The 21,746-nt window shown below is 35.0% G+C and carries 20 protein-coding genes and 1 pseudogene; 6 read left to right on the top strand and 15 right to left on the bottom strand.

All coding sequences use genetic code 11. The annotated features are described in order from the left end of the window. Positions 1–95: 95 nt before the first annotated feature. The 3 genes from ACGHIN_RS12035 to ACGHIN_RS12025 form a co-directional block, all read right to left on the bottom strand. On the bottom strand, positions 96–263 hold the full coding sequence (locus ACGHIN_RS12035; protein WP_390453791.1) for a bacteriocin-like protein: 168 nt from the start codon (positions 261–263) through the stop codon (positions 96–98). 10 nt (positions 264–273) lie between these two features. Further along, a complete protein-coding gene (locus tag ACGHIN_RS12030) occupies positions 274–423 on the bottom strand; it encodes a bacteriocin-like protein (protein WP_390453789.1) in 150 nt (49 codons plus the stop codon). Between the two features lie 160 nt (positions 424–583). Continuing rightward, the gene (locus tag ACGHIN_RS12025) at positions 584–1,138 is read right to left on the bottom strand and encodes a pyruvate decarboxylase (RefSeq protein ID WP_390453787.1); all 555 of its coding nucleotides are present in this window, start codon (positions 1,136–1,138) and stop codon (positions 584–586) included. 175 nt (positions 1,139–1,313) lie between these two features. Here ACGHIN_RS12025 and rpsO point away from each other — a divergent pair, with 175 nt between their 5' ends. Further along, positions 1,314–1,583, top strand: coding sequence for a 30S ribosomal protein S15 (gene rpsO, locus ACGHIN_RS12020; RefSeq protein WP_121461351.1), 270 nt, complete (start codon positions 1,314–1,316; stop codon positions 1,581–1,583). Between the two features lie 54 nt (positions 1,584–1,637). Here rpsO and ACGHIN_RS12015 read toward each other — a convergent pair whose 3' ends face one another. Beyond that, on the bottom strand, positions 1,638–2,000 hold the full coding sequence (locus ACGHIN_RS12015; RefSeq protein WP_390453785.1) for a DUF4260 domain-containing protein: 363 nt from the start codon (positions 1,998–2,000) through the stop codon (positions 1,638–1,640). Positions 2,001–2,196: 196 nt separating this feature from the next. On the opposite strand from ACGHIN_RS12015, the gene ACGHIN_RS12010 reads away from it, so the two are divergent. Both ACGHIN_RS12010 and ACGHIN_RS12005 read left to right on the top strand, forming a co-directional pair. Further along, complete coding sequence (locus ACGHIN_RS12010; protein ID WP_390453783.1) at positions 2,197–4,404, top strand: polyribonucleotide nucleotidyltransferase; 2,208 nt, start codon at positions 2,197–2,199, stop codon at positions 4,402–4,404. A 90-nt stretch (positions 4,405–4,494) separates the two neighbouring features. Continuing rightward, positions 4,495–4,848, top strand: a complete 354-nt coding sequence (locus ACGHIN_RS12005; protein ID WP_390453781.1) for a hypothetical protein — start codon at positions 4,495–4,497, stop codon at positions 4,846–4,848. A 209-nt stretch (positions 4,849–5,057) separates the two neighbouring features. Here ACGHIN_RS12005 and ACGHIN_RS12000 read toward each other — a convergent pair whose 3' ends face one another. The 6 genes from ACGHIN_RS12000 to ACGHIN_RS11975 form a co-directional block, all read right to left on the bottom strand. Next, positions 5,058–7,475 (bottom strand): TonB-dependent receptor domain-containing protein, encoded by a 2,418-nt coding sequence (locus tag ACGHIN_RS12000; protein ID WP_390453779.1) that lies wholly within the window; start codon positions 7,473–7,475, stop codon positions 5,058–5,060. Positions 7,476–7,479: 4 nt separating this feature from the next. Next, positions 7,480–7,920: a MarR family winged helix-turn-helix transcriptional regulator gene (locus ACGHIN_RS11995; RefSeq protein WP_390453777.1), complete on the bottom strand. Its 441-nt coding sequence runs from the start codon at positions 7,918–7,920 to the stop codon at positions 7,480–7,482. A 137-nt stretch (positions 7,921–8,057) separates the two neighbouring features. Continuing rightward, entirely contained in the window at positions 8,058–11,225 is a 3,168-nt protein-coding gene (locus ACGHIN_RS11990; protein ID WP_390453775.1) for a M1 family aminopeptidase, read from the bottom strand. A 2-nt stretch (positions 11,226–11,227) separates the two neighbouring features. Continuing rightward, positions 11,228–12,100, bottom strand: coding sequence for an ABC transporter ATP-binding protein (locus tag ACGHIN_RS11985; protein WP_390453807.1), 873 nt, complete (start codon positions 12,098–12,100; stop codon positions 11,228–11,230). 136 nt (positions 12,101–12,236) lie between these two features. After that, on the bottom strand, positions 12,237–12,440 hold the full coding sequence (locus ACGHIN_RS11980; RefSeq protein ID WP_045494476.1) for a helix-turn-helix domain-containing protein: 204 nt from the start codon (positions 12,438–12,440) through the stop codon (positions 12,237–12,239). Position 12,441: 1 nt separating this feature from the next. Next, positions 12,442–12,957 carry a DUF2975 domain-containing protein gene (locus tag ACGHIN_RS11975; protein WP_390453772.1) on the bottom strand — a complete coding sequence of 172 codons (516 nt, stop codon included), beginning with the start codon at positions 12,955–12,957 and terminating at the stop codon, positions 12,442–12,444. 163 nt (positions 12,958–13,120) lie between these two features. Between ACGHIN_RS11975 and ACGHIN_RS11970 the strand changes: the two genes are divergently transcribed. Further along, on the top strand, positions 13,121–13,474 hold the full coding sequence (locus ACGHIN_RS11970; protein WP_390453770.1) for a TfoX/Sxy family protein: 354 nt from the start codon (positions 13,121–13,123) through the stop codon (positions 13,472–13,474). 72 nt (positions 13,475–13,546) lie between these two features. Here the strand turns inward: ACGHIN_RS11970 and ACGHIN_RS11965 are convergent, their stop codons facing one another. The 5 genes and pseudogenes from ACGHIN_RS11965 to ACGHIN_RS11945 all read right to left on the bottom strand — a co-directional run bounded on the left by ACGHIN_RS11965 (position 13,547) and on the right by ACGHIN_RS11945 (position 20,215). After that, positions 13,547–14,638, bottom strand: a complete 1,092-nt coding sequence (locus ACGHIN_RS11965) for a DNA polymerase beta superfamily protein (protein WP_390453768.1) — start codon at positions 14,636–14,638, stop codon at positions 13,547–13,549. A gap of 1 nt (position 14,639) precedes the next feature. Next, positions 14,640–16,883: a DEAD/DEAH box helicase gene (locus ACGHIN_RS11960; RefSeq protein WP_390453766.1), complete on the bottom strand. Its 2,244-nt coding sequence runs from the start codon at positions 16,881–16,883 to the stop codon at positions 14,640–14,642. Then, positions 16,880–17,692 (bottom strand): HamA C-terminal domain-containing protein, encoded by an 813-nt coding sequence (locus ACGHIN_RS11955; protein ID WP_390453764.1) that lies wholly within the window; start codon positions 17,690–17,692, stop codon positions 16,880–16,882. Before ACGHIN_RS11955 ends, ACGHIN_RS11960 begins: the two co-directional genes overlap by 4 nt. 164 nt (positions 17,693–17,856) lie before the next feature. After that, positions 17,857–18,602 (bottom strand): annotated as a pseudogene (locus ACGHIN_RS11950) (nucleotidyltransferase domain-containing protein). A 230-nt stretch (positions 18,603–18,832) separates the two neighbouring features. Beyond that, the gene (locus tag ACGHIN_RS11945; protein WP_390453762.1) at positions 18,833–20,215 is read right to left on the bottom strand and encodes an RtcB family protein; all 1,383 of its coding nucleotides are present in this window, start codon (positions 20,213–20,215) and stop codon (positions 18,833–18,835) included. 111 nt (positions 20,216–20,326) lie between these two features. Between ACGHIN_RS11945 and ACGHIN_RS11940 the strand changes: the two genes are divergently transcribed. Together ACGHIN_RS11940 and ACGHIN_RS11935 are read left to right on the top strand one after the other, a co-directional pair. Continuing rightward, complete coding sequence (locus ACGHIN_RS11940) at positions 20,327–20,659, top strand: HopJ type III effector protein (protein ID WP_390453760.1); 333 nt, start codon at positions 20,327–20,329, stop codon at positions 20,657–20,659. 113 nt (positions 20,660–20,772) lie between these two features. Next, positions 20,773–21,746: helix-turn-helix transcriptional regulator (locus ACGHIN_RS11935; protein WP_390453758.1), on the top strand; the 974-nt coding region annotated here is incomplete at its 3' end.

Below are 21,746 nucleotides of genomic sequence, written 5' to 3'. Positions count from 1 at the left end.
CGATGCGGAAAAATTAAGAATTAATTAAACAAAAGCACCTGTAGTACAGATGCTTCAAAAATTAAAATTTAAAATTACATAAGGTTCCACATTCATTACTCCAGGATAGGTTCACATATCGGATAAGGGGAGGCAATACACATACCGCCACTGCAGCATTCACCTGCCCAACACTGGGATGAATCCGTACACTTTCTGATCGGTCCGCCACCATTAATTTCCTTCTGTTCCTGTCTGCTGAGCTTTTTTAGATTGGATTTCATCTGGCCTTTTTTATGGTTCTATACAGGCATATTCCACACACATATAATTGCAGCACCATCCAATGAAACATTGCTCATGGCTTGTACATTGCTTAAATGCACCACCGTTGATCTGCTTTTGAGCTTCTCTGCTAAGCTTTTTTAGATTTGATTTTTTCATATTATTTAGATTTTAATGCACAACTAATATAGGAAAATGTTTTAAATTATTCACTATAATATGAAATGTTTTTATATGCATTTATGTGTATTACGTATACTATAGAGTACGTATGACGTTATCAGAGCATTTGGGATTACATTCGGCTTATCCAAATGTATTATAAATCCATTTCTGAAGACGGATTGATTTTTTTTAGATTCTTAAGGATGCCTTTTAAAGCACCATTTGTGCCTATTTTAATGGAATTTTCGGTAGATCCTAAAAGGCGCATGTTTTTACGGTAGGTGTCATAATCTGTTTCTGTAACGAGATTTCCTCCGGCATCAAAAAGCTTCATGCTTACAATTACCTGATTAGAAAATACATATTTACCGAGCCCGACTTTAAAATATTTTACTTTAGGAACAATAGCGAAATCCGCATCGTTATTAACACAATAATCAATAATGGTTTTCTGATCAACGCTGTCAAACGGGATTTGTACTTCCGCTCTCAGCATTCTGTTTTTTTTGTAGCCGCTTACTTTATCGGAAACAGCACTAAAGAAGGCATTATTCGTGGGCTCCTTTATTTCTTCAATATCAGGTTCTACTTCGGGATTAAAATACAGGACCTTTCTAATCTTATCATCCGCATTTCTCTGACCTTTTACAGTAGCCATGCCGATTAATAAAAAAGAGGCAAACGTTGTAAATATTAAAATTTTTCTCATCACTAATTCGTTTGCAAAATTACTGCCTTTTAGTGGGATAGCATAGAGTTTATTAAGAAATTTTTAACATTTTTTTCTATCAATTTTGATATATGAAATCAATAATGTTTGCAGACTTGGAAAATAGTCGTATCTTTGCAGCCGTTACATAATAATCATTTAAAATAATATTGGAATGTACTTAACAACAGAAAAAAAGCAGGAAATTTTCTCTAAACACGGGAAATCTGCACAAGACACAGGAAGTGCTGAAGGACAAGTTGCACTTTTCACTTTCAGAATCAACCACCTTTCTGCTCACCTTAAGAGCAACCACAAAGACTACAACACAGAAAGATCTTTGGTGAAATTGGTAGGTAAAAGAAAAAGATTACTAGATTACCTTAAAAGAAAAGATATCGCAAGATATAGAGCCATTATCGCTGAACTAGGTTTAAGAAAATAATCTATAAAGATTTTCAAAATAAAAGCAACTTCGAAAGAAGTTGCTTTTTTATTTCTATAACTTTTTATCTTTTCCTATTACTCCCAAATGAGTTCTCTGAAAGCTGTCCGGATACTTTAAGCCATATCCTAGAATTCTGTCAAAAGCCGAGTGGGCGAAAAGTATGGCTCCAATCATATGGAAATAGGGAAGAGAAAATAGGGTTCCGAGTATATATACTAAAACTGCTGTTCCAAAGTGATGAAAGAGATTATAGCAAAAAGCCCCTACTTTATTATTAACAGCATATCCCAACATAGAAATATCGGGAGCGAGGAATAAACCAGCCAACCACCACCAGGAAAATTCAGTTTCCTTAAAAGCGAGAATTCCTAAAATTAAAAATGCAATATATTCCAGCTGTAATTGGGTTTTCATAATATTTTCGGTATTTATGTTAAATGAACTCTTTTTTATAATTGGTTTATATTTTTTATCGAAAGTTACAGGGTATAGCACGATATTTTGTAACTAAAATTTAATAAACCGTTAGAATACATTATCTTTGCAACTGAAAATTTAAAGAGTTTAAATATTAATCGTACTCAATACGGAGTACACAGAAGACAAATTTATGAGTATACCTCAAGCGTTTACAGAAACGATTACTCTTGCAGACGGCAGAGAGATCACTATTGAAACGGGGAAGCTGGCTAAACAGGCAGATGGATCCGTAGTTGTAAAATGTGGCGGAACAATGCTTTTAGCAACGGTTGTAGCCAATAAAGAAGCCAATCCGGGTGTAGATTTTTTACCATTAACGGTAGATTACAGAGAAAAATTCTATGCTGGAGGAAGAATTCCCGGGAATTTCTTCCGTAGAGAAGCAAAACCTTCTGATGATGAAGTTCTTACGATGAGATTGGTGGACAGAGTATTGCGTCCGCTTTTCCCTGAAGATTTCCACGCAGAAGTACAGGTGATGATTTCATTGATTTCTTATGATAAAGAAGTAATGCCTGAAGCTTTGGCTGGTTTGGCAGCTTCAGCGGCTATTGCTATTACAGATATTCCTTTTGACGGACCAATGTCAGAAGCAAGAGTAGTAAGAGTTGACGGAGAATTATCCATTAACCCAAGCTATGAAAATTTATTAAAGTCAGATATCGATATTATGGTGGGAGCTACAAAAGATTCCATCGTAATGGTTGAAGGAGAAATGAAGGAGATTTCTGAGCAGGAAATGTTGGAAGCTATTAATTTCGCACACGTTGAGATTAAAAAGCAGATCGAAGCTCAGGAGAGATTGGCTGAAAAAGTAGGGAAAGCTTTCCCTAAAAGAGAATATTCTCACGAAGTTCATGATGAAGCGATCCGTGAAAAAGTATGGAACGAGTGCTACAACAAAGTATATGAAGTGGCAAAAACACCATCCAATAAAGAAGAAAGAGGAGAAAAATTCAAAGCGGTTTTTGATGAGTTTTTAGCTCAATATGTCGATAATGCAGAAGAATTGGAAAGGGTAACGCCTTTCGCTAAAGTGTATTATCATGATGTAGAGAAAGAAGCGATGCGTCAAATGATTTTGGAAGACAACATCCGTCTGGATGGTCGTGATCCTAAAACGATCCGTCCAATCTGGTCTGAAATTGATTATCTTCCGGGAGCTCACGGCTCAGCAATCTTCACAAGAGGGGAAACTCAATCTTTGACAGCGGTAACTTTAGGTTCTATAAAGGATGCGAACATGATCGACAGCGTTATTACGCAACATGACGAGAAGTTCTTCCTACACTATAATTTCCCACCGTTCTCTACCGGTGAAGCAAGACCTTTAAGAGGAACTTCAAGAAGAGAAGTAGGACACGGAAATTTGGCTCAAAGAGCTTTAACAGCAGTTATACCTGCTGAAAATCCATATACAATCAGAATTGTTTCTGATATTTTAGAATCCAATGGTTCTTCTTCCATGGCAACAGTTTGTGCGGGAACACTAGCTTTGATGGATGCAGGGGTAAAGATCACAAAACCTGTTTCAGGGATTGCAATGGGACTTATCACAGATAAAAAATCAGGAAAATGGACGGTTCTTTCCGATATTTTAGGGGATGAAGATCACTTGGGAGATATGGACTTTAAAGTAACAGGAACTGCAGACGGTATTACAGCTTGTCAGATGGATATCAAAATTCAGGGACTTTCTATGGATATCATGGAAAAAGCTTTGATGCAGGCTAAAGACGGAAGATTACATATTTTAAATAAAATCACGGAAACCATCGCTGAGCCAAGAGCAGATGTGAAGCCTCACGCTCCGAAGATGGTTGTAATGGAAATTCCTAAAGACTTCATTGGCGCTGTTATCGGGCCTGGTGGAAAAATTATTCAGCAATTACAGAAAGATACAGATACGGTTATCGCTATTGAAGAGCAGGGAGAAATCGGACGTATCGAGATCGCAGGAACAGACAGAGCCAAGATCAACGAAGCGGTTGCAAAAATCAATGAAATTACTTTCGTTCCGGTAGTAGGAGAAATTTACAAAGGAAAAGTAGTAAAAGTAATGGATTTCGGAGCATTCGTTCAGTTGGCAAAAGGGACTGAAGGCCTTCTTCATATTTCTGAGATTGAATGGAAACGTCTTGATAAAGTTCCATACAAAGAAGGAGATGAAGTTGAGGTGAAATTTATGGGATATGATGACCGCAAGAAGATGAAGCTTTCAAGAAAAGTTCTTTTACCGAGACCTCCAAAACCGGAAGGAAAACCAAGACCGGAAGGTCAGGCTAGGCCGGAAGCGGAAAAACCTGCTGAAAATCAAAATCCTTCAACTGAAGCATAAGATCATTTTTATATACAATAAAATCCCTCTATCTGAGGGATTTTTTTGTTGACTGAACACTCATTTTATTTATCTTTAAAACAAAAATCTATGAAAAAACTGATCATACTTTCTTTGATAGGCTTCGCTTCGCTTTCATGGGCTCAAACGGTCAACGATGTTCCTATTAAAGATATTGATGTGGATTATGTTCAGATTATCGGAACCGGTAGATCTTTAAGCACAAAAGTGGATGTGGAAATTGATTTCGGACAGGAAACAAAATCTATATCATTCAAAAACGGGACGAATATTAAAGATGAAAGAGGGCGAAATATGAAATTCAATTCCATGATGGATGCATTGAATTTTATGTCCGCTAATGGATACACTTTTCAGTTTGCTTATACAAGCAATGATGAAAAAGACCGTGCTATCTATTATATTCTAAAGAAAAATAAATAACCTGAGTGGAGATAAGAAACTATCGTCAGTTCGAGTGTTTTTTCGTCATGAAATGAAGAAAAATGTCTCGAGAACCTTTGTCAGACTAACTTCTCGATATGATTTTTTTTCAAAAAATCTACTCGAAGTGACGATGGATGGTTTATAAATCCCTACTCCCTAAATATAAAAGCGCCGGAAATTTCCGGCGCTTTCATTGAAGTGTTTAATTATCCATTTCCTATTCTCTGTTTCAGATCTTCCGCACCTCCTGTTTTTCTTGGCTGTCCGGCTTTTCCGGATCCGAAATTGTAGGTGTAAGAAAGGGTAACCACACGGCTGTCTCTTTCCACTACGAAGTTTTCGATATAATTATTAAAATTAGTCTGCGCTTTAGGATTGCTGGTAAAGAAAATATCATTGAAAGCCAGTTTCAGCGTACTGTTATTCTTGAATTTCTTTTGTGCTCCGATATTCAGGTACCAGATAGGTTGTACATCCATGTACGCATAGACTTCTCTTGCTCTGTAATTACCGGTAAGTTCAGCGGTAAATCCGTTTCCAAGTTTAAAAGAATTGATGCTGTTCAGGTTGAAAGTGAAATTTCCTTTGTTATTAATCTGGGTGCCTGAAACATTCCCTGTATATGAACCGTAATAGAAATTCGCGCTGTTGTTCATATCCCACCATGTCGTCACTTTTACCGGAGCGATCAGATACAGCCCGAAATAAGAAGCAGAACTCAGATTATCATTGGTTTGTACCGTAATATTCTCCCCGTTTTCAACAACAGGCTTTATTACATCTGTAATATTATCAGAAGTCTTGCTGTAGCTTAACGTCGCAAAATATTTATTACTCAGGCTGTACGTAAACTCATAATTCATAGTAGTCTGTGGGTTCAGATCCGGATTTCCTGCTTTGTAAGTCGTGGGATCAAGATAGAATTTGAACGGGTTTAGCTGGTTATAGCTTGGCCGGGTAATTCTTCTGCTGAAATTAAGCTCTACATTATTCTTTTCGTTCAGATCATAAGAGAACACTGCACTAGGGAAGATCTGAGTGTAATTCTTCTTGTTAATCTGGTTTGTGGTAAGCTGTGTTCCTGTAACGTTCGTATTCTCAACTCTCAGTCCGAAAGTGGAGCTGAATTTTTTCCACTTTTTAGAGACGTTTCCATAAACCGCATTGATATTTTCTTCATAAATGTAATGATTGGTTTTAGTAACATCCAGCACCGGGGTTCCGGAGCTTGCATCAAAGAACTGAAGATCATTATCCGCTTTTACAAAACTTGTTTTTACTCCTCCTTCCAGTTTCCAATCACCTTTGAATGCTTTGGTAAGATCAGACTTAAGGGAATAAATATTCAGGTTTCCATCGATATCACCTTTCAGGATATCCATACTTTCCGGATTTCCGGAAACTGCATAGGTTCTTGTATCAAAATTCTGTAGAGAAGTATTGTAATAATTGATGTAGTCAAAATCTGTAGTGATTTCAGAGCCCAGAGAATCGATAGTATATTTATGATTCAGGTTGAAGGAGGCATTTTTCCAGTGATCATGAGAACGGTTCTGGGTTGTGAAACTGCCGGTTGGAAGGCGGTCACTGCCTAAAATCAGGGAAGAATTATCACCTTTCGGATCAAATTTATTGCTGATGAATCCTACCGTAAAGCCCAGGATATTTTTATCATTCATATAATAATCCATCCCGGCTTTGGCAATATGGTTCCTGAAATTCAGCTTCAGGAAGTTATCCTGCACATATGCTTTCTGGAAATTTCCGTTTTCGAAGAAATTCCTGTCCAGCATCAGGTGATTAAAAAATTCCCGGTATGCAAAGCTGTAATTGGCAAAAACGTTGATCTTTTTGTTTCTGTGATTGATGCTGAAATTATTATTGTTTTTGATAAACCTTCCGGTTCCCAAAGCTACCGAGGCACTTCCATTGGTTCCTTTTCGCTGGTCTTTTTTCAGTTTGATATTGATGATCGACGTTCCTGCTGCGTCATATTTTGACGAAGGATTGGTAATGAATTCTATTTTTTCCACACTTGCAGAAGGAATTCCCCGAAGATAATTGGCAAGATCAGTTCCGGTCATGGGTGTATTTTTGCCGTCCACCTGCACCAGGAGATTACCTTTACCTCTAAGGCTGATGTTATCATTACTGTCAATATTCACTCCCGGCGCTTTTTCCAAAACTTCAAAAGCCGAGTTTCCGGTACTCGCAATACTGTTTTCCACATTCAGGATCATTTTTCCTTCCTGTCTTTCAATATAAGGCTTGGTTTTAGTGATCGTTACTCCTTCAATCTGCTTTTCATTGAGTTGGATTTCAGGAAGGGTAGTGTTTCCTGTTACAGAAATGGATTCCGATTTGTAAGCTTCTACTCCGTTTTTATTGATTTTAACATAATAATTTCCGGCAGTAAGGTCATTAAAACTGAAGCTTCCCTTCTGATCCGCAACTTCCGTTTTTACCAATTGGTTTTCGGAATTGAATAAATTGATTTCCATCTGATTCACTTCTGAGGAAGTAATATTTCCCGATAGTGAAAAGTCCTGCGCCGTCTGAGCAGATAGCATACTGCTGAAAAATGACAGTATCCAAACAAATAGGGCTAAAAATAGTCTGGCCATTGTTTTATTTATTAATGTTTAAACAGTTATCTGAGATTCTAAGTAAAGCTGTATTCATTATTTCCAGCTCTTTTTTTGAAACACCCTTTAAAGCAAGCTTCCTGTTGTTTTCAATCAGGTTTTGTACATCTTTGATGATCTTTACTCCTGATTCGGTTACTTCAAGATTGGCTTTTCTTCTGTCTTCAGGATGGGGGTGGCGAATAATAAATCCTGATTTTGCAAGAAGATCTATCATTCTTGTTACAGATGCATTATCCTTGAAAACCAAATCTCCGATTTCACTTTGCGTAATTCCGGGATTTTCAAGAATGGCTTTAATGATCAGCCATTGATCAATCGTAATATTGAAACCATTGGCTTTCAGTTGTCGCTGCGCATAATTTCTGTAAGCTCTTATCGCTTTATCTATATTATAGAATATGATTGAATCTAATTTTTCCATACTTTCTTGTTTAAATAATGATTTATCAATTATTGATATATCAATTAATTTGTTGCTTAGAAATTTCTTTTGTTACAATCATGCATGAAAAAAATTATTTTAAATAAAAAACCATCGTTGATACAATGGTTTCAAGTTTATATAGTTTTAAATAACTGATCTATTTTCTTTTTCATATGCTCATTCGGAGCAACTTGATAAAATTCTTTAAGAAGATCTAAAGTAGTTGGCTTTTTAGGATATTTATTATTTTGAAGAAAACTTTTTAAGGCCAGATTCACTTTTTCTTCACCAAGCAGCTCGCTTAGCTTGACCATGCTGATGGCTCCTTTAGAATAAGAAATATGAACATTGTTCCCGGTTACTTTATAGATCGGCTGTTCCTGTGATAAGCCCTTTTCATTATTGTAGATTTGTTCATGAACTTTTATTCTTTCCATCATTTTTTTCTGACCGTGCATTTTTTTATAAAGCATCATTTCGGTATACATGGCAAGAGTTTCCGTAAGCATAACGGCGCCTTCTCTTTCATCGGGGTCAATCTGGCTGTTTCCCCACCAAAGATGAGAGAGTTCGTGACCGGCAAGTTCATTAATGACATCCTGCTCCTCATCTGCATGAATGTTCGCATGAAAAACCATATCTTCAGGCATGAATACAGCAGAAGGATAGGCTGTTGCCGCAAAACCTCTAGTAAATGATGATATTTCTGCAAAATTGATGGTTTTGAAAGGATAATTTCCAAAATTCTTACTACAGTAATCCAGTGTAATCTTTGCATTGTTGATGAGGTGGTCTACATTTTCCGCATGTTCTTTGTGATACAATACATTGATCATAATCCCTTTATAATTAACGCTTTTCTGCATGTATTTGGCTGAAGATACTGCAAAACGAAACGGAATGCCATTCGCTTTATATTGAAAAAATTTTCTTTCCCCTCTTATAAACTGATCAGTAAGATCTCCTGTCCCTACCGCGGTCTGATCTTTTTCCGTTGAAATAATCATATTTAAATTGATAAAATCTTTTCTGAAAACTTCAGGTGCCTCTACTAATTTCAAACTTCGCTGTTTTCCAAGCTTGAATTCATCTCTTTGCTTCTGGCCTTCAATTTCATTGCCTTCCTGATACCCGATGGTAGGATAATATCTGCTGATCCTTATGAAAGAACCGTCTCCTATAATAGCATTAAATGATTCATGTCCGTTGACGACAACCCATTGATAAGAAACTCTGAAATCAAGATGAGCTGTTTCATGAGGTTGTAAAGGCTTCTTTAAAAGGATTTCGCTAATGGTTTTACTAACTCCCTGGGTTTCTGAATTGGTTTGAAAAGTTGCATAATTGATTTGTAAATCGGGATGGAAATTAATGAGAATCTTATCAATAGCCTTATCAGATTGATTGATCAAAGTGTATTTACCTGTAATCTCATAAGAATTTTCAGAAGGATGAAGATCGATTTTGGTCAGAACATCCGTAATTACAGGCTGTGGAAGATTTTCATATGGACGGAATTTTTTTTCATAAAGGGCTGCGTTTAAAAGCAGTTCTTCTTCATTTTTAGGGGAATATCCCTTCATGAATTGATTTCCGGCCAACAGTCCGGCTATAAGCAAACAAACCGGAAAAATCACTTTTTTGAACTTCCATTCTTTAGTTTTAATCAATTCAGTAATCATCCATACAAGAACAATAATGCTCAATCCGAATAAAAGTCTTTCAGCAAAACCTGTTGCATACATTTCATATCCGTTGAAATCGCTGTACGTTCCTTTATAATCTGAAAATATTCTCAATAGCGGATAAGAAATAATTTTCTTTGAAATGGGGGTTGCTGTCATAATCAGCAGTAAAACAGAAATACCTAAAGCTAAAAACCTGTTCCTGATAATATCGTTGATAAGCAAGGCAAACCCTGAAAAAAGAATGAGCGGAAATGTATTGAATAGAATGGTTCCTGAATAAGCATTCCAATCTATATGAAAATAATGATAGGCTAACTGAAAAATTAAGCCTTCAAGAATTAATATTCCGGTGAAAAAGAATAATAAAACATTGATGGATAAGAAATGGCCGGCTAATTTATTTTTGTAAAAATAAGTGCTTCTTTCAATAAGGGAAAATCCTGAAGAATGGCCACGCCAATAAATATCATTGATGAAATAAACAGCAATCAGCAAACCAAACAGATGAAAATTTTCTGAGATGGTAGTCGCCATTAAGCCGGAACTTGCATATTTCTGGGGAAGGCGGATTCCTTTTTCAATTTCAGCATACATTTCCATCCCTATAAAAAACAGGAGTAAGACGGAAGATGCAATAACAGCGATGCTTTTGAAAAGATAGATCAGATCAATTTTTGCATAGAACAAAATAGATTGTAAAGCCGAAGCTGTTCCGAAACTGGTGGATGAAACAGTATATGGCTTTGAAATTACTGTTGAAAATGGAGTATGAAGGTCTGCCTTTCTCTTCTTTTTACCGGGAAGCCCTGAAAAAGAAAAAAAACGACAGGAAAGAAGTAACAAAATAATGGAAATAACCAGGAAAATAATTCTGTTCACTAACAGATACCAAGAAAAGGGAATGGTGAATTCATTCTTTTCCTGTACGGAAAGATGCCTTCCTTCAAAAAAATAAGCGGATAAACCAAAAGGATCAATGATGGCAGATAATTGCTGCGATTCTAATGATTGGGGAATACTTCCTGCCATAAAAGGGGAGTTGGAAAATAACAGGATCACCATATACAATACATAAAGCAATAATCCACCAATCACCACCAGGAGTTTTTTCTTCATGGTCAGTGAAATGAAAAATAAAAAACTACAGACCAAAAGACAATTGATGCCTCCGAAAATTAAAAAAGGAAACAAATAATGCCAAAGATTAAAAAACGGCCGTATCTCATCTCCGGTACGCATATTCTGACCGATCATAAAGCCAATCATTAAAAATGTAAAGCTTAAAAAGGTCTGTAAAAAATAAGTTAAAAACCTCCCTCCTGCATAATCCCATTTTGAAAAGGGAAGAGAAAATAAGATACCATCGAATTTTGAATCCTGATCTTTAAAAAGCTGTTGACTGGCAAAAATAGTAGCGAAAAATATAATGGACAAACTCAACATTCCGGTCATAAAGCCAATAGTATAAGGAGAGTTCAGATAAATACCTTCCCCGACAGTCAGGTTGAACTTGTTTCCGCAAAACATCCCCAGAAATATCAGGATCAGGGCAATAAGATACGTTAGCCAATGCTTTGTGGTGCGTTGGGCTTCAAATAAAAATATAGCGTTCATAATTAATTTTTTTGAGTGAGGGAATGGAAATAGACGTGTTCCAGTAAAGGATTTACAGGGGTAAAGCCTTTAGGCTGTACTTCTGAGAATGTGGTAATGTGCAGTTCTCTTTCAATCAGTTGCTGACTGATGATCTGGTACTCTGAATAATAATCATTCAGTTCATTCTTATCAATAGGCTTCGACCAGATTTTCTGATCGAGTTGCGCGATCAGTTCATTGGGTTTTCCTTTTTTTAAAAGTTCTCCCTTATTCATAATAGCCATTTCTGAGCACAGATTCCGGACATCTTCCACCAGATGAGTGGAAAGAATAACAATTACTTCTTTACTGATGTCATTCAGTAAAGAGTTGAACCGGTTCCGTTCTTCGGGATCAAGGCCTGCCGTCGGTTCATCTACAATAATGATTTTCGGATTCCCCAACAGAGCCTGTGCGACCCCGAAACGTTGTCTCATGCCGCCGGAAAATGTATGGACTTCTTTATTTCTGAAATCAGAGAGATTCACTTTTTCAAGCAGGCTTAAGATCTGGTTTTTTCTTTCAGAGCGATTTTTAATGCCTTTTAAAATGGCAATATGTTCCAGAAGATCAAATGCGGAAATTTTCGGGTATACTCCGAAATCCTGTGGTAAGAAACCAAGATTTTGTTTGATGTAATCGGGGTTTTCGGAAATATTGATTCCGTTGAATATGATATTCCCTGAAGTGGGCTTCTGAAGTCCTACTATGGTTTTCATCAGCGACGATTTTCCGGCGCCGTTGGGGCCTAAAAGCCCGAACATTCCGTTTCCGATCTCCAGGGAAATGTTTTTAATAGCCTGAAAGCCGTTTTTATAGGTGAGGCTGAGATTGTTGATCGTTAAAGTATTCATATTGTTGAATTTGGATAATAGAAGTACAGGCAATGTTTCCATTGCTTTTTAAATTGGCATTAAAGTTTTAGAATACCCACAAAAGTTATAAAGCTTTTGAGGTTGATGAATTGATAAAGTTTAAAAGGTTATATTACTATTCTTTATACTCTAAAATGTCTCCCGGTTGACATTCCAGTATTTTACAGATGGCTTCCAGTGTATCGAAACGGACACCTTTTGCTTTTCCCGTTTTCAGAATAGAGAGATTGACGGGCGTAATTCCCAGTTTTTCTGCCAATTCTTTACTCTGCATTTTACGTTTGGCAAGCATTACATCTAGGTTAACTATAATTGGCATTTTATATAAATAAATCTTGTTCGTTTTGCAAATGTAGTCCTTGCGTAAAAATATTCGCAAGAAATAAACAGAAAATTCCCAGCATGAAATGGATGAATACCAATCCCCATATCATACTTTCCACTTCCACAAAGAAGCTCGCGATCACTACTATGGGTAGCGGAAAGAAAATATTGTAGACATAAAATCTTTTCAGGTGCACAGTATTTTCTTTCGTGAATAGTTTGGGTTGAAAGAAAACTCTAAAAACCTTGGCGGAAAGCCAAAAGAAAATACCATAGGTGATGAGAACCAATAAAAATGAAAACAGGATATACGGATAATTATTTTCAATATTTAAAAATGGCTGCTCCGTAAAAGGATAATTAATGTGCAAATATTGGTTTTGCTCATAAGGAGTAATTTCGAAACCTGTTATCAGACAAATACTTGCATATACAAAAGTAAACAAATAACCTACTGATAACAGCAAGCAAATATAATAGAGGATTCTTGAGATGATTTTAGTCTGATCCATATCAAAAATAATTAATTAATAATGCAAATGTATAAATAATTATCGTAAAACAATAATTTTTTTAAATAAAATTTTATTTTCATGCATTTGAATAAAAGATCAAAATAGGAAAACCCTAACGGTATGGCAGTTTTTAATTAACTTAGAGTATAAATTTTTGACAATGGCATATACTATTGAACTTGCGGACAGAATCCGCGAACGGCTTTCTGAGATTCCGGATCTTGAAATTGTCGAAAAAAAGATGTTCAGCGGATTATCTTTCCTGGTGAATGGTAAAATGTGCATCAATGTAAGCCATGATAACCTGATGTGCCGTTATCATCCTGATCTGGAAGATGAAGTGGCGGAAAGAAAAGGGTTTTTGCCTATGATTATGAAAGGAAAGCAGCTGAAAGGATATTGCTATGTGGAACCGGAAGGTTTTCAGAAGCGTGAAGATTTTGAATACTGGATAAAAATCTGTCTGGATTATAATGAAGTGGCTAAAGCTTCAAAGAAATCGAAGAAGAAATAGCCACTGCCATTATAAACAAATTGTCATTCTGAGCGAAGTGAAAAATCTCTCAATTGTAATACTGTAAAGATATTATTGATATAATTCTTCTCTGATCTCCACAAGAATTTTTTCTGTTTTCTTACGATCCGGATAATCAGGCAAAGTAGAAATATTGTGATAATGCTCAATAGATTGTATCAAATCTTCCGCTTTTTTCATCACGGCTTCATACGACCAGTTTCCGGCTTTAATATCCAGTAATTCTTCTCGGTTATCAACACTTATCTGCAATGAACCCGTTTTAAAAATATGCTCACAGGACTGCAATAATCGGATGGTGTGCATCATATTTTTGCTGTCATAGTTCTGTCCGTGTTGTTGATTTACATTATATCTGTCTTCATTACGTTCCGAAACCCACTTCCAGTATTCACGGTAATCTTTACAGTAAGTGGAATAGGCGTCCAGGTTACAAAACAAATAAGCTATTGATTTTTCTTCTTTCGGAACAGAGGATACGGAAACCTGGTTCGCTTCTTCATGTTGAATAATTCCTCTGTACTCCAAATCTCCTGATTTATCATAAAAAAGCGCAAATATTCCTTTGGTATTATCGATACTGACTAAACCACATCTTTCCTGAGAAAGACCACCCCGTCCTTCGGACACCCTTCCGTAGGAGGGGAATTCATGTAACCATTTTTTCAATGGGACAGAACCCTGATTTTGCAGGATATAACAGAAATCAAGAATTGATTTTCTTTCCTTATCTATCGGATTCAGGATCTTTTTATTAAGTCCTTTTGCTTTTTTGATCTGTGAAATGGCATATCCTGCAAAGGTATCTTTACATAGCTTGGAAAGAAAATCTTCTGGTTTCAACAGATCCATCAAAGGATGTTTATACAAAATACAGTCTTCCGGACTTGCCAGCATTTCCAGTATATTGGGATTGTTTTTTTGCAGCAATTCTACCAATCTTCCAATCTCGTAATACGTAATATCGTTGGTTTCATTGGAGATTTGCGGAGTATAGTTGAGTCCATAGAATTCTTCTTTCGATAAATAATATACTCCACGGATATCCGTGTCCGAATTTTCCGTAGCCAGCCCGAAAGAACGACTTCCGGAGATGGTTTCGAAGAGGATGAGGTGTTGGGATTTTATATTGTGGATGGTCACTTTAAATATATTTTCTAAACATTTTCTGTTCAAATAATGTAAGATTATTAATAATATTAGGATTTATTCTATACTTAATTCTCACTTGTTCTAAAGAGTTGCAATCAGAAAATTTTCCTGAAACTTTTTTTACAATATCATTTGGTAAACCGGCTTCTTTAAGTGCTATTTCATTTTCATTAACAAAACCAAATTCTAATAAAGTTATAATATATTTTAAGCTAATGCCGCCACTTCCAATTCTGTTATAATATTCATTATATACAAAATTATATATGTTTTCAAAAGCTCTAAAATATCTTGGAAATGCAAATTCGAAATAATGAGTAATCAGTTTAAATGCAGATCTAATTTTCGAATCAACTGATTTTGAATATTTCTGTTCAGTTATAATTTGCTTTATACTAGGATTATGGTAGATATAATATTTTAGCAATCTGCTTAGTTCCCAATAAATAAAACTTTTATCGTTAAAATCTCTATCATTGAATAAATATTCTCTTGTTAAATTAAATATTTCATCAAGTTGCTGTTTTTCAGGTCTATTTCCTTTAAAATAAGCTAATTGCAAATAAATTGGTTTTGATCTTAAAAAGTTTATTAGAGCTATCTGTTTATGTATAGGGATATATTTATTCTGTTTTATTAATGAAAAAGGAATTTTATTTTTGTGTAATAGTTCTTCTATATTATTTCTAGTTTCTAAATTTTCATCATCCAAATCTTCTTTATCTATCTGAATTACTTCTTCAGAACTTAATTCATCCTTATCATAATAGTCGACCAAAATAACATCTTTATCATTTTCAAAAGTCTCGTGAAAATAAAAAACTCGACCAATGAAATGAACTCTAAAGCGACCAGCTCTTCCTTTTATATTTTTAACTTCGAATCCAGTAAGTGGTTTATCCTTTTTTCCTAGGACATTACTGTATAAAATGACATTTTTTGCAGAAGTATTGACACCCTCAGTTATGGTTGTTGTACAAACTATTATATCTATTTCCTGATTATTAAAAGAATCTATTATTTCAGTTTGGATATATCTGGGAACAGCTCCGTGATGAAATGCAACTCCTTTTTTTAATGCTTTAACTAAAGACCATTCAGAAGATATGTTTTCAGAAATATAATCGATTAAATCAGAATCAACATCTAAAGCTTTATTATTTATAATTTTTAAAACATCGTTAGTTAGCTTTTCTACATAATCTTTTCGATAATTATATATTAATGTTTGACCATTTATATTTAATAAAATATTTTTTAGATTTTTTTTTCCATCTCTTAATTTTTTAATCTTTTTTCCACCTAGGATATAAGTATTACTTTCTTCAAGATCAAAAATATTATAGATGTCTTTTTGAACAATCTCTGAAGTGAATTTTTCAAAGAATGATTTGGTTTTTTCTCTGAACTTCGGACTAAAATCATCAAAATATGGACCTATTAAATAAAAATCAGTCTTCATTTTGCTTAATCTATAAAGGCAATTTGAGAAAATGTTTTTTCTGTCTTCATCATCTTGAATTTTATAAATTTCATCCATTACAAAAAAATCAATTCTTAAATCTGGTCTCTCATCTAATAACATATCCATTTTTTCTGGAGTAAGAATAAATATGTTTTTATTATGCTTATTTATTGTATCTGCCAATCCTAATGAGTTTATTAAATTATAATTCTCTTTTATATTTAAGTTTGAATTAAATCTAATGTAAGTTTCGCTTAATAAAGCTATTGTTGGTAAAATTATAGCAATGTTTATATAGTTGTTGTGAATAATAATCTCCTCGATTATTCTTGACTTTCCAAAAGATGTAGGCGCACTTACAATTAATCTTTTATGCTGGTTAAATAGTTTAAATAGTTTTTTTTGATCTTTAGTAAGAACTGTTCCAGAATCTAATGTGTAAATTTCTTTAGCATAAGAATCTAAAAATGAATCTTCAATTAAATCATTTTTAGGTAGCATTTCCTTATATAAAAAAACTCTTGATGAAATTATACAATCATTAAGAAGCTTTAATAAAAAAATATCTTTTGGTAAAAATTCTCCAATGTGACAAATTGAATACAAACCAATATTATATGAATCATCATCAATTGAATTCAATAAACTGTAGGTCGATTCTAATAAAATTTTAAATTCATTAAACTCTAAAGAACCATTGTCTTTAAGCTTCTCAATTAGGGCAATTACTTGCTCAGTAGATTCTTCTTTAGTTTGAAATAATGATATCATATTCGCATTGCTGTTTCAATTATTTCTAAATCACTTTTGATAGTAGATACTGTGTTTAAAGGAAAAATGAAAAATACAAATTCAACATTTTTTAGTTCATTTTTTACATCTTTACTTTCGATACTTATATGATGTGACCTCAGTTCAGCTTCTAAATCTGCTTTAAATTTTTCATCAATATCTTTATTGTTTTTTATTGTATTACTATCATAGGTCAATAGTACAGGTATTCTGAATTTAATTTTATCAATTGATTTTCCGGCAAAAACTGATTTTAGTTTTATAAAATCAGTTTCTAAATCTTTATTAATTTCTATGTTTGGTTTAAGTATTGAAATTTCATTAGATGCATATAAAATGTTACAATGTTCATCTAAAGACTTAAAAGAATCTGTGAGTGCTGTGGAAAAAGATTGATGAAACTTTGATTCACCAAGCCATAAAATCGGTTCATCATTCTCAATAGTAAAGTGGGCACAGTCGAATCCATTAATTTGCATTCCTACTGATGACCGTAATCTTACTTTTGTAACAAATTTTGGAGCATCATAATACACGGTCATAATTAAATATAAAAGTAATTCTCCATAATCACCCTTTTTGTCTTTTCTTGCTTGTGATATCCTTGACCAAGCTGTTCGATTAAAGTCAATGGGTTCTAATTCTTTGAATTCTTCTTCAGTTAATGCAAAATAAGGAACAGTTTCCCTAATTAGTGCAACCAAATCTTTTTGTCTGTAAACTTTCGAAGTATAATCTAAGTGGAAAGCACTTTTTGAATATTTGCCTAAAGCAATATTCTTTGACATAAATATCAAATTTTTCGTATGGGTTTTGAGAGAATCTGTTTTCATAGTTTAGTTTTCTACTAAATTATAAATAATTCCTTGGATTTTAGTTTTGAACAATTTTAAGACAAATATATTTTCTGTTCATAAAAAACAACTACGGATTCCCGTAATCGCTTAATTTGTTACATTAATATCTCTCTAAAAACCCTCTCCATCTCACCTTTATCCGCTTTTCCTCCACTCAAACTCTTTGATCTTTCTTCATTATCCGCAACCATACTCTCCAAAAACTCAAACAATTCCCAATCATTCGGATGGTAATAAGATTCTCCTTTTGTAGCTTTTAAAGCAACAAGGTTTTCTATTTTTGTTTTGGTGAAGTCATCCACTAAAACCAGTAATTCACTGAACAGCACCGGTGGAACGGTTCCTTTTTCCAATATCCACTTTCCGGTAAGAGCAGTTCTTAGGCAGTAGAAGTAACTTTTCAGTTTTACTTCATCACTTCTGCAGGCTTCCAGATACTTTTTGCTCATACTCAGATAGTGATAAGAAACCGCTATCGGAGAAAAACAGCTGTCTGCCAAAGGCCTGAACAATTCAACGAATTTTTTGTTTTCCTATAGACGATAGGAGAGTAGAACCAGCTTAATAAAGCTGCATTCGATTTTAATAAAAGATGAAACGTCTTCCTTAAGTCCCATCCGGAACCGTCCAGATCATCTTCCGTCATAAATTCTATGGTTTCATCCTTATCCCATGGTGAAAGATACCAGTCTTTTTCATGGCGGTATATAAAACGTATATCATAATCGCTGTCAGGAGACGCAAAGCCCCAAGCTCTGCTCCCGGATTCTACGGCAAGAAGTATTTCTATACCTCGTTCTGCCTCAACTTCTTTTAATTTATCTATTATTTTTGGTGTCATTTTTTTAATATATAGTTGTTAATTATTTGACCTAGGAAGTTGAGGCGTTAAAAAAATGAATTTTGTGAACGTTAAAAAAATTCTACTGTTTGAGTGCGGGATAAAATTTGATAATAAATATAGACTATATCCGCACGAGTTTTAGAATTTTTAGAGAACAGAATTCATTTTTAGCCGAAGATTCCAATCTTGAATTTTTGTTTCTTTTGTTTCAAGACAAAAGAAAAATATTAAGCTTTTCTAAACTTCTTCTTTTTCTTCCACGGCGCATTTTTCTGCACATCACCCGCCATAATACATCCGTAAGGCATCACTTCATCCAATACTTCACACAATCCGTATTCTTCAATCTGTGCTCTTACATTTTTAGCATTTTTATAGGCCGTTGGAAGCTCGGAAATATCAATTTCATTGGAAAAGAAACGAACATCAAGCCCTTTGGTTTCTTCCGCAAAAACTTCCTCAATGGTTTTATGAGCCAATGATTTTTTATGCTGACTTCTGCTGAAATTTCTTCCTGCTCCGTGAGGCGCAAAACCTAAATTTCTTTCATTGGTCTTTCCCTGAACAATCAATACCGGTTCTGCCATATTTAAAGGAATCAGTCTTGGACCCGTAATATCGGGCATAAATTTATCATCCAGCGGAGTGGCTCCTTTCGCATGATAGAACAAATCACCATCCTTGAAAACAAAATTATGTTCGTTCCAATATCTGTTCTCCTTTTCTAACTCCATTTTATTTAAAACGGCATCGTGAATGGAAGTATGGTTTTCTTTGGTCCATTGTCTTATCAATTGCAGCGCTTCCCAATAGGATTTTCCTTCTTCCGTATCATAAGGGATCCAAGCATTTTCTCTCAATGTTTCAGGAGAGATTTCCTGTCTGAAACGATTCGCTACCTTCATTCCTTTATCATACAAAGACGCTCCCGGAGCTCTTGAACCATGATGGGTAACCAACATCGTATTTCCGGTATTTTTGGAAACCCCTACAAAAAGGAAATGGTTTCCGTCTCCCTGGGTTCCCATATGAGAACGGGCGATACTGATCAGTTTCTCATCATTCAGAAAATAGTTGGCTCTGAAGGCATCCATCAGTTCCTGAGACATCGGCATCTGTTCTCCTCTTGGTCTTCCTCCATATCCGAAATGTGTTACGGAATGGGCTGCATCTAAAACTTCTTTAGGTTCAGCTTTTCCAAAATCCGTTAACATGACGGAACAGCAGATGTCTGCACTGTGAAATCCGGGATGGATCGCATTTTTAGCTACGACAACTCCTCCTACAGGAATATTTCCTTCCGGTCCGGTAGGACAGGCATCCGGCATCAATGCACCGCTCACTAATGTGGGGGTTTTCATTAATACCTGCATGGTTCTGATTACTTTTTCCACATTGTCGGTCTCACTTTCATGCTCTGCTCTGATGTTGATCACAAAATCTTTTGGAGATTCATGAAGCGGGATCAGCTCAGGCTGCTTGAACTGCACAAGGTACTCTTTGATCTGATGTTCATCCAGATTATTTTCGTTAATATGATCGATGGCTGTTTTAAACCATTTTGCCGGTCTATACCCTAGTTCAATTAAATGATTTCCGTTAAATTCCATTTGTTTTTCATTTTGTTGATGCAAAGTAACAATACAAGTGCGCAATATTTTTGCGTAGTTTTGTTTTTTTAATTATTTTTACCCGACTTTAAATAAAAAATTATAAATAATATGCTATTAGAACAACTGGAGAAGGCTCCTGAAACCATTCAATTTAAAGACGTTATCGCCTACATTGATGAACATTATGATTTTACGCCTACAAAATTCACTAATGGAAATACCATCAATGAAGCCAATCAGAATAATGGTTCCTGTAAAGTTTTCAGTTTTGCCAGAATAAATAAGCTGTCCAAAGAAGATGTACTGTTTCTTTTTGGGGAATTTTACAGAGAAGATGTAGTGAAAAATCCGGAAGGAACGGATCATCAGAATATCAGGAATTTTATGAAGTTCGGATGGAACGGAATCTCTTTTGAAGGTGAAGCTTTAAAGAAAAAATAAATGATCCTTGTTATTCTGAGCGGAGCGAAGAATCTCATTTTAAGAGATTCCTCTTTTCGTCGGAATGGCAAAATGGATAATTAGTCTACCATTAATTAAAAACACAAAATACCATGTCATCTAATAAAAATGCCCTTATCCGCTATAAAACACTGGATAAATGTCTCAAAAATAAGTATCGGAAATACACCTTGGAAGATCTCATTGATGAATGTTCTGAGGCTTTGTTTGAATTTGAAGGCAAAGAATCTTTTGTAAGTAAGCGAACTGTGCAGCTCGATTTGCAGAATATGCGCAGCGAAAAATTCGGATATGAGGCCCCTATTGAAGTCTATGACAGGAAATATTATCGTTACAGCGATCCCGACTACAGTATCCATAACATCTCTGTGAATGAAAGCGATCTGAAGGCGATGAACAATGCGGTTCAGATCCTGAAACAGTTCAAAGACTTCTCCATGTTTAAAGAGATGAACGGGGTTATTCAGAAGCTTGAAGATTCTATTCATGCCAAGAATCAGAAATCGATCATCCATCTGGATAAAAATGAGCAGTTGAAAGGGTTGGAGCATATTGACATTTTGTATGAAAGTATTTTAAATAAAAAAGTTTTAAAAATTTTATATAAAAGCTTTACGGCAAGAGAATCTACGGTCTTTACGGTGCATCCGCAGTTATTGAAAGAATACAATAACCGTTGGTTTCTGATCTGCCTGTACAAAGGAAGCCTGTATAATCTGGCGTTGGACAGAATGGAAAAAATAGAAGCGGATGAAAATGCGGTTTATATTGATAAAGACCTGGATGGTGATGAATATTTTAAAGATATTGTGGGAGTTACCGTTTCAGAAACGATGAATCCCAGAAATGTCGTATTCTTTGTAGATTCTTCCAATGCTCCGTATGTAAAGACCAAGCCTTTTCATAAAAGCCAGGAAATTGTAAGCGAGACACAGGAAGGGACTGTTTTTAAGATCTGTGTGCAGATCAATTATGAGCTGGAAAGGCTGTTGCTTGGTTTTGGAGAATGCCTGGTTGTTCATAAGCCCAGAAAATTAAGGCTGAAAATGCAGGAGAAATTCAGAGC

Source organism: Chryseobacterium barbadense (assembly GCF_042849955.1).
Classification (GTDB): Bacteria; Bacteroidota; Bacteroidia; order Flavobacteriales; family Weeksellaceae; genus Chryseobacterium.
The sequence above is the reverse complement of the archived record's forward strand: the minus strand, read 5'-3'. Positions and strand labels throughout refer to the sequence as shown.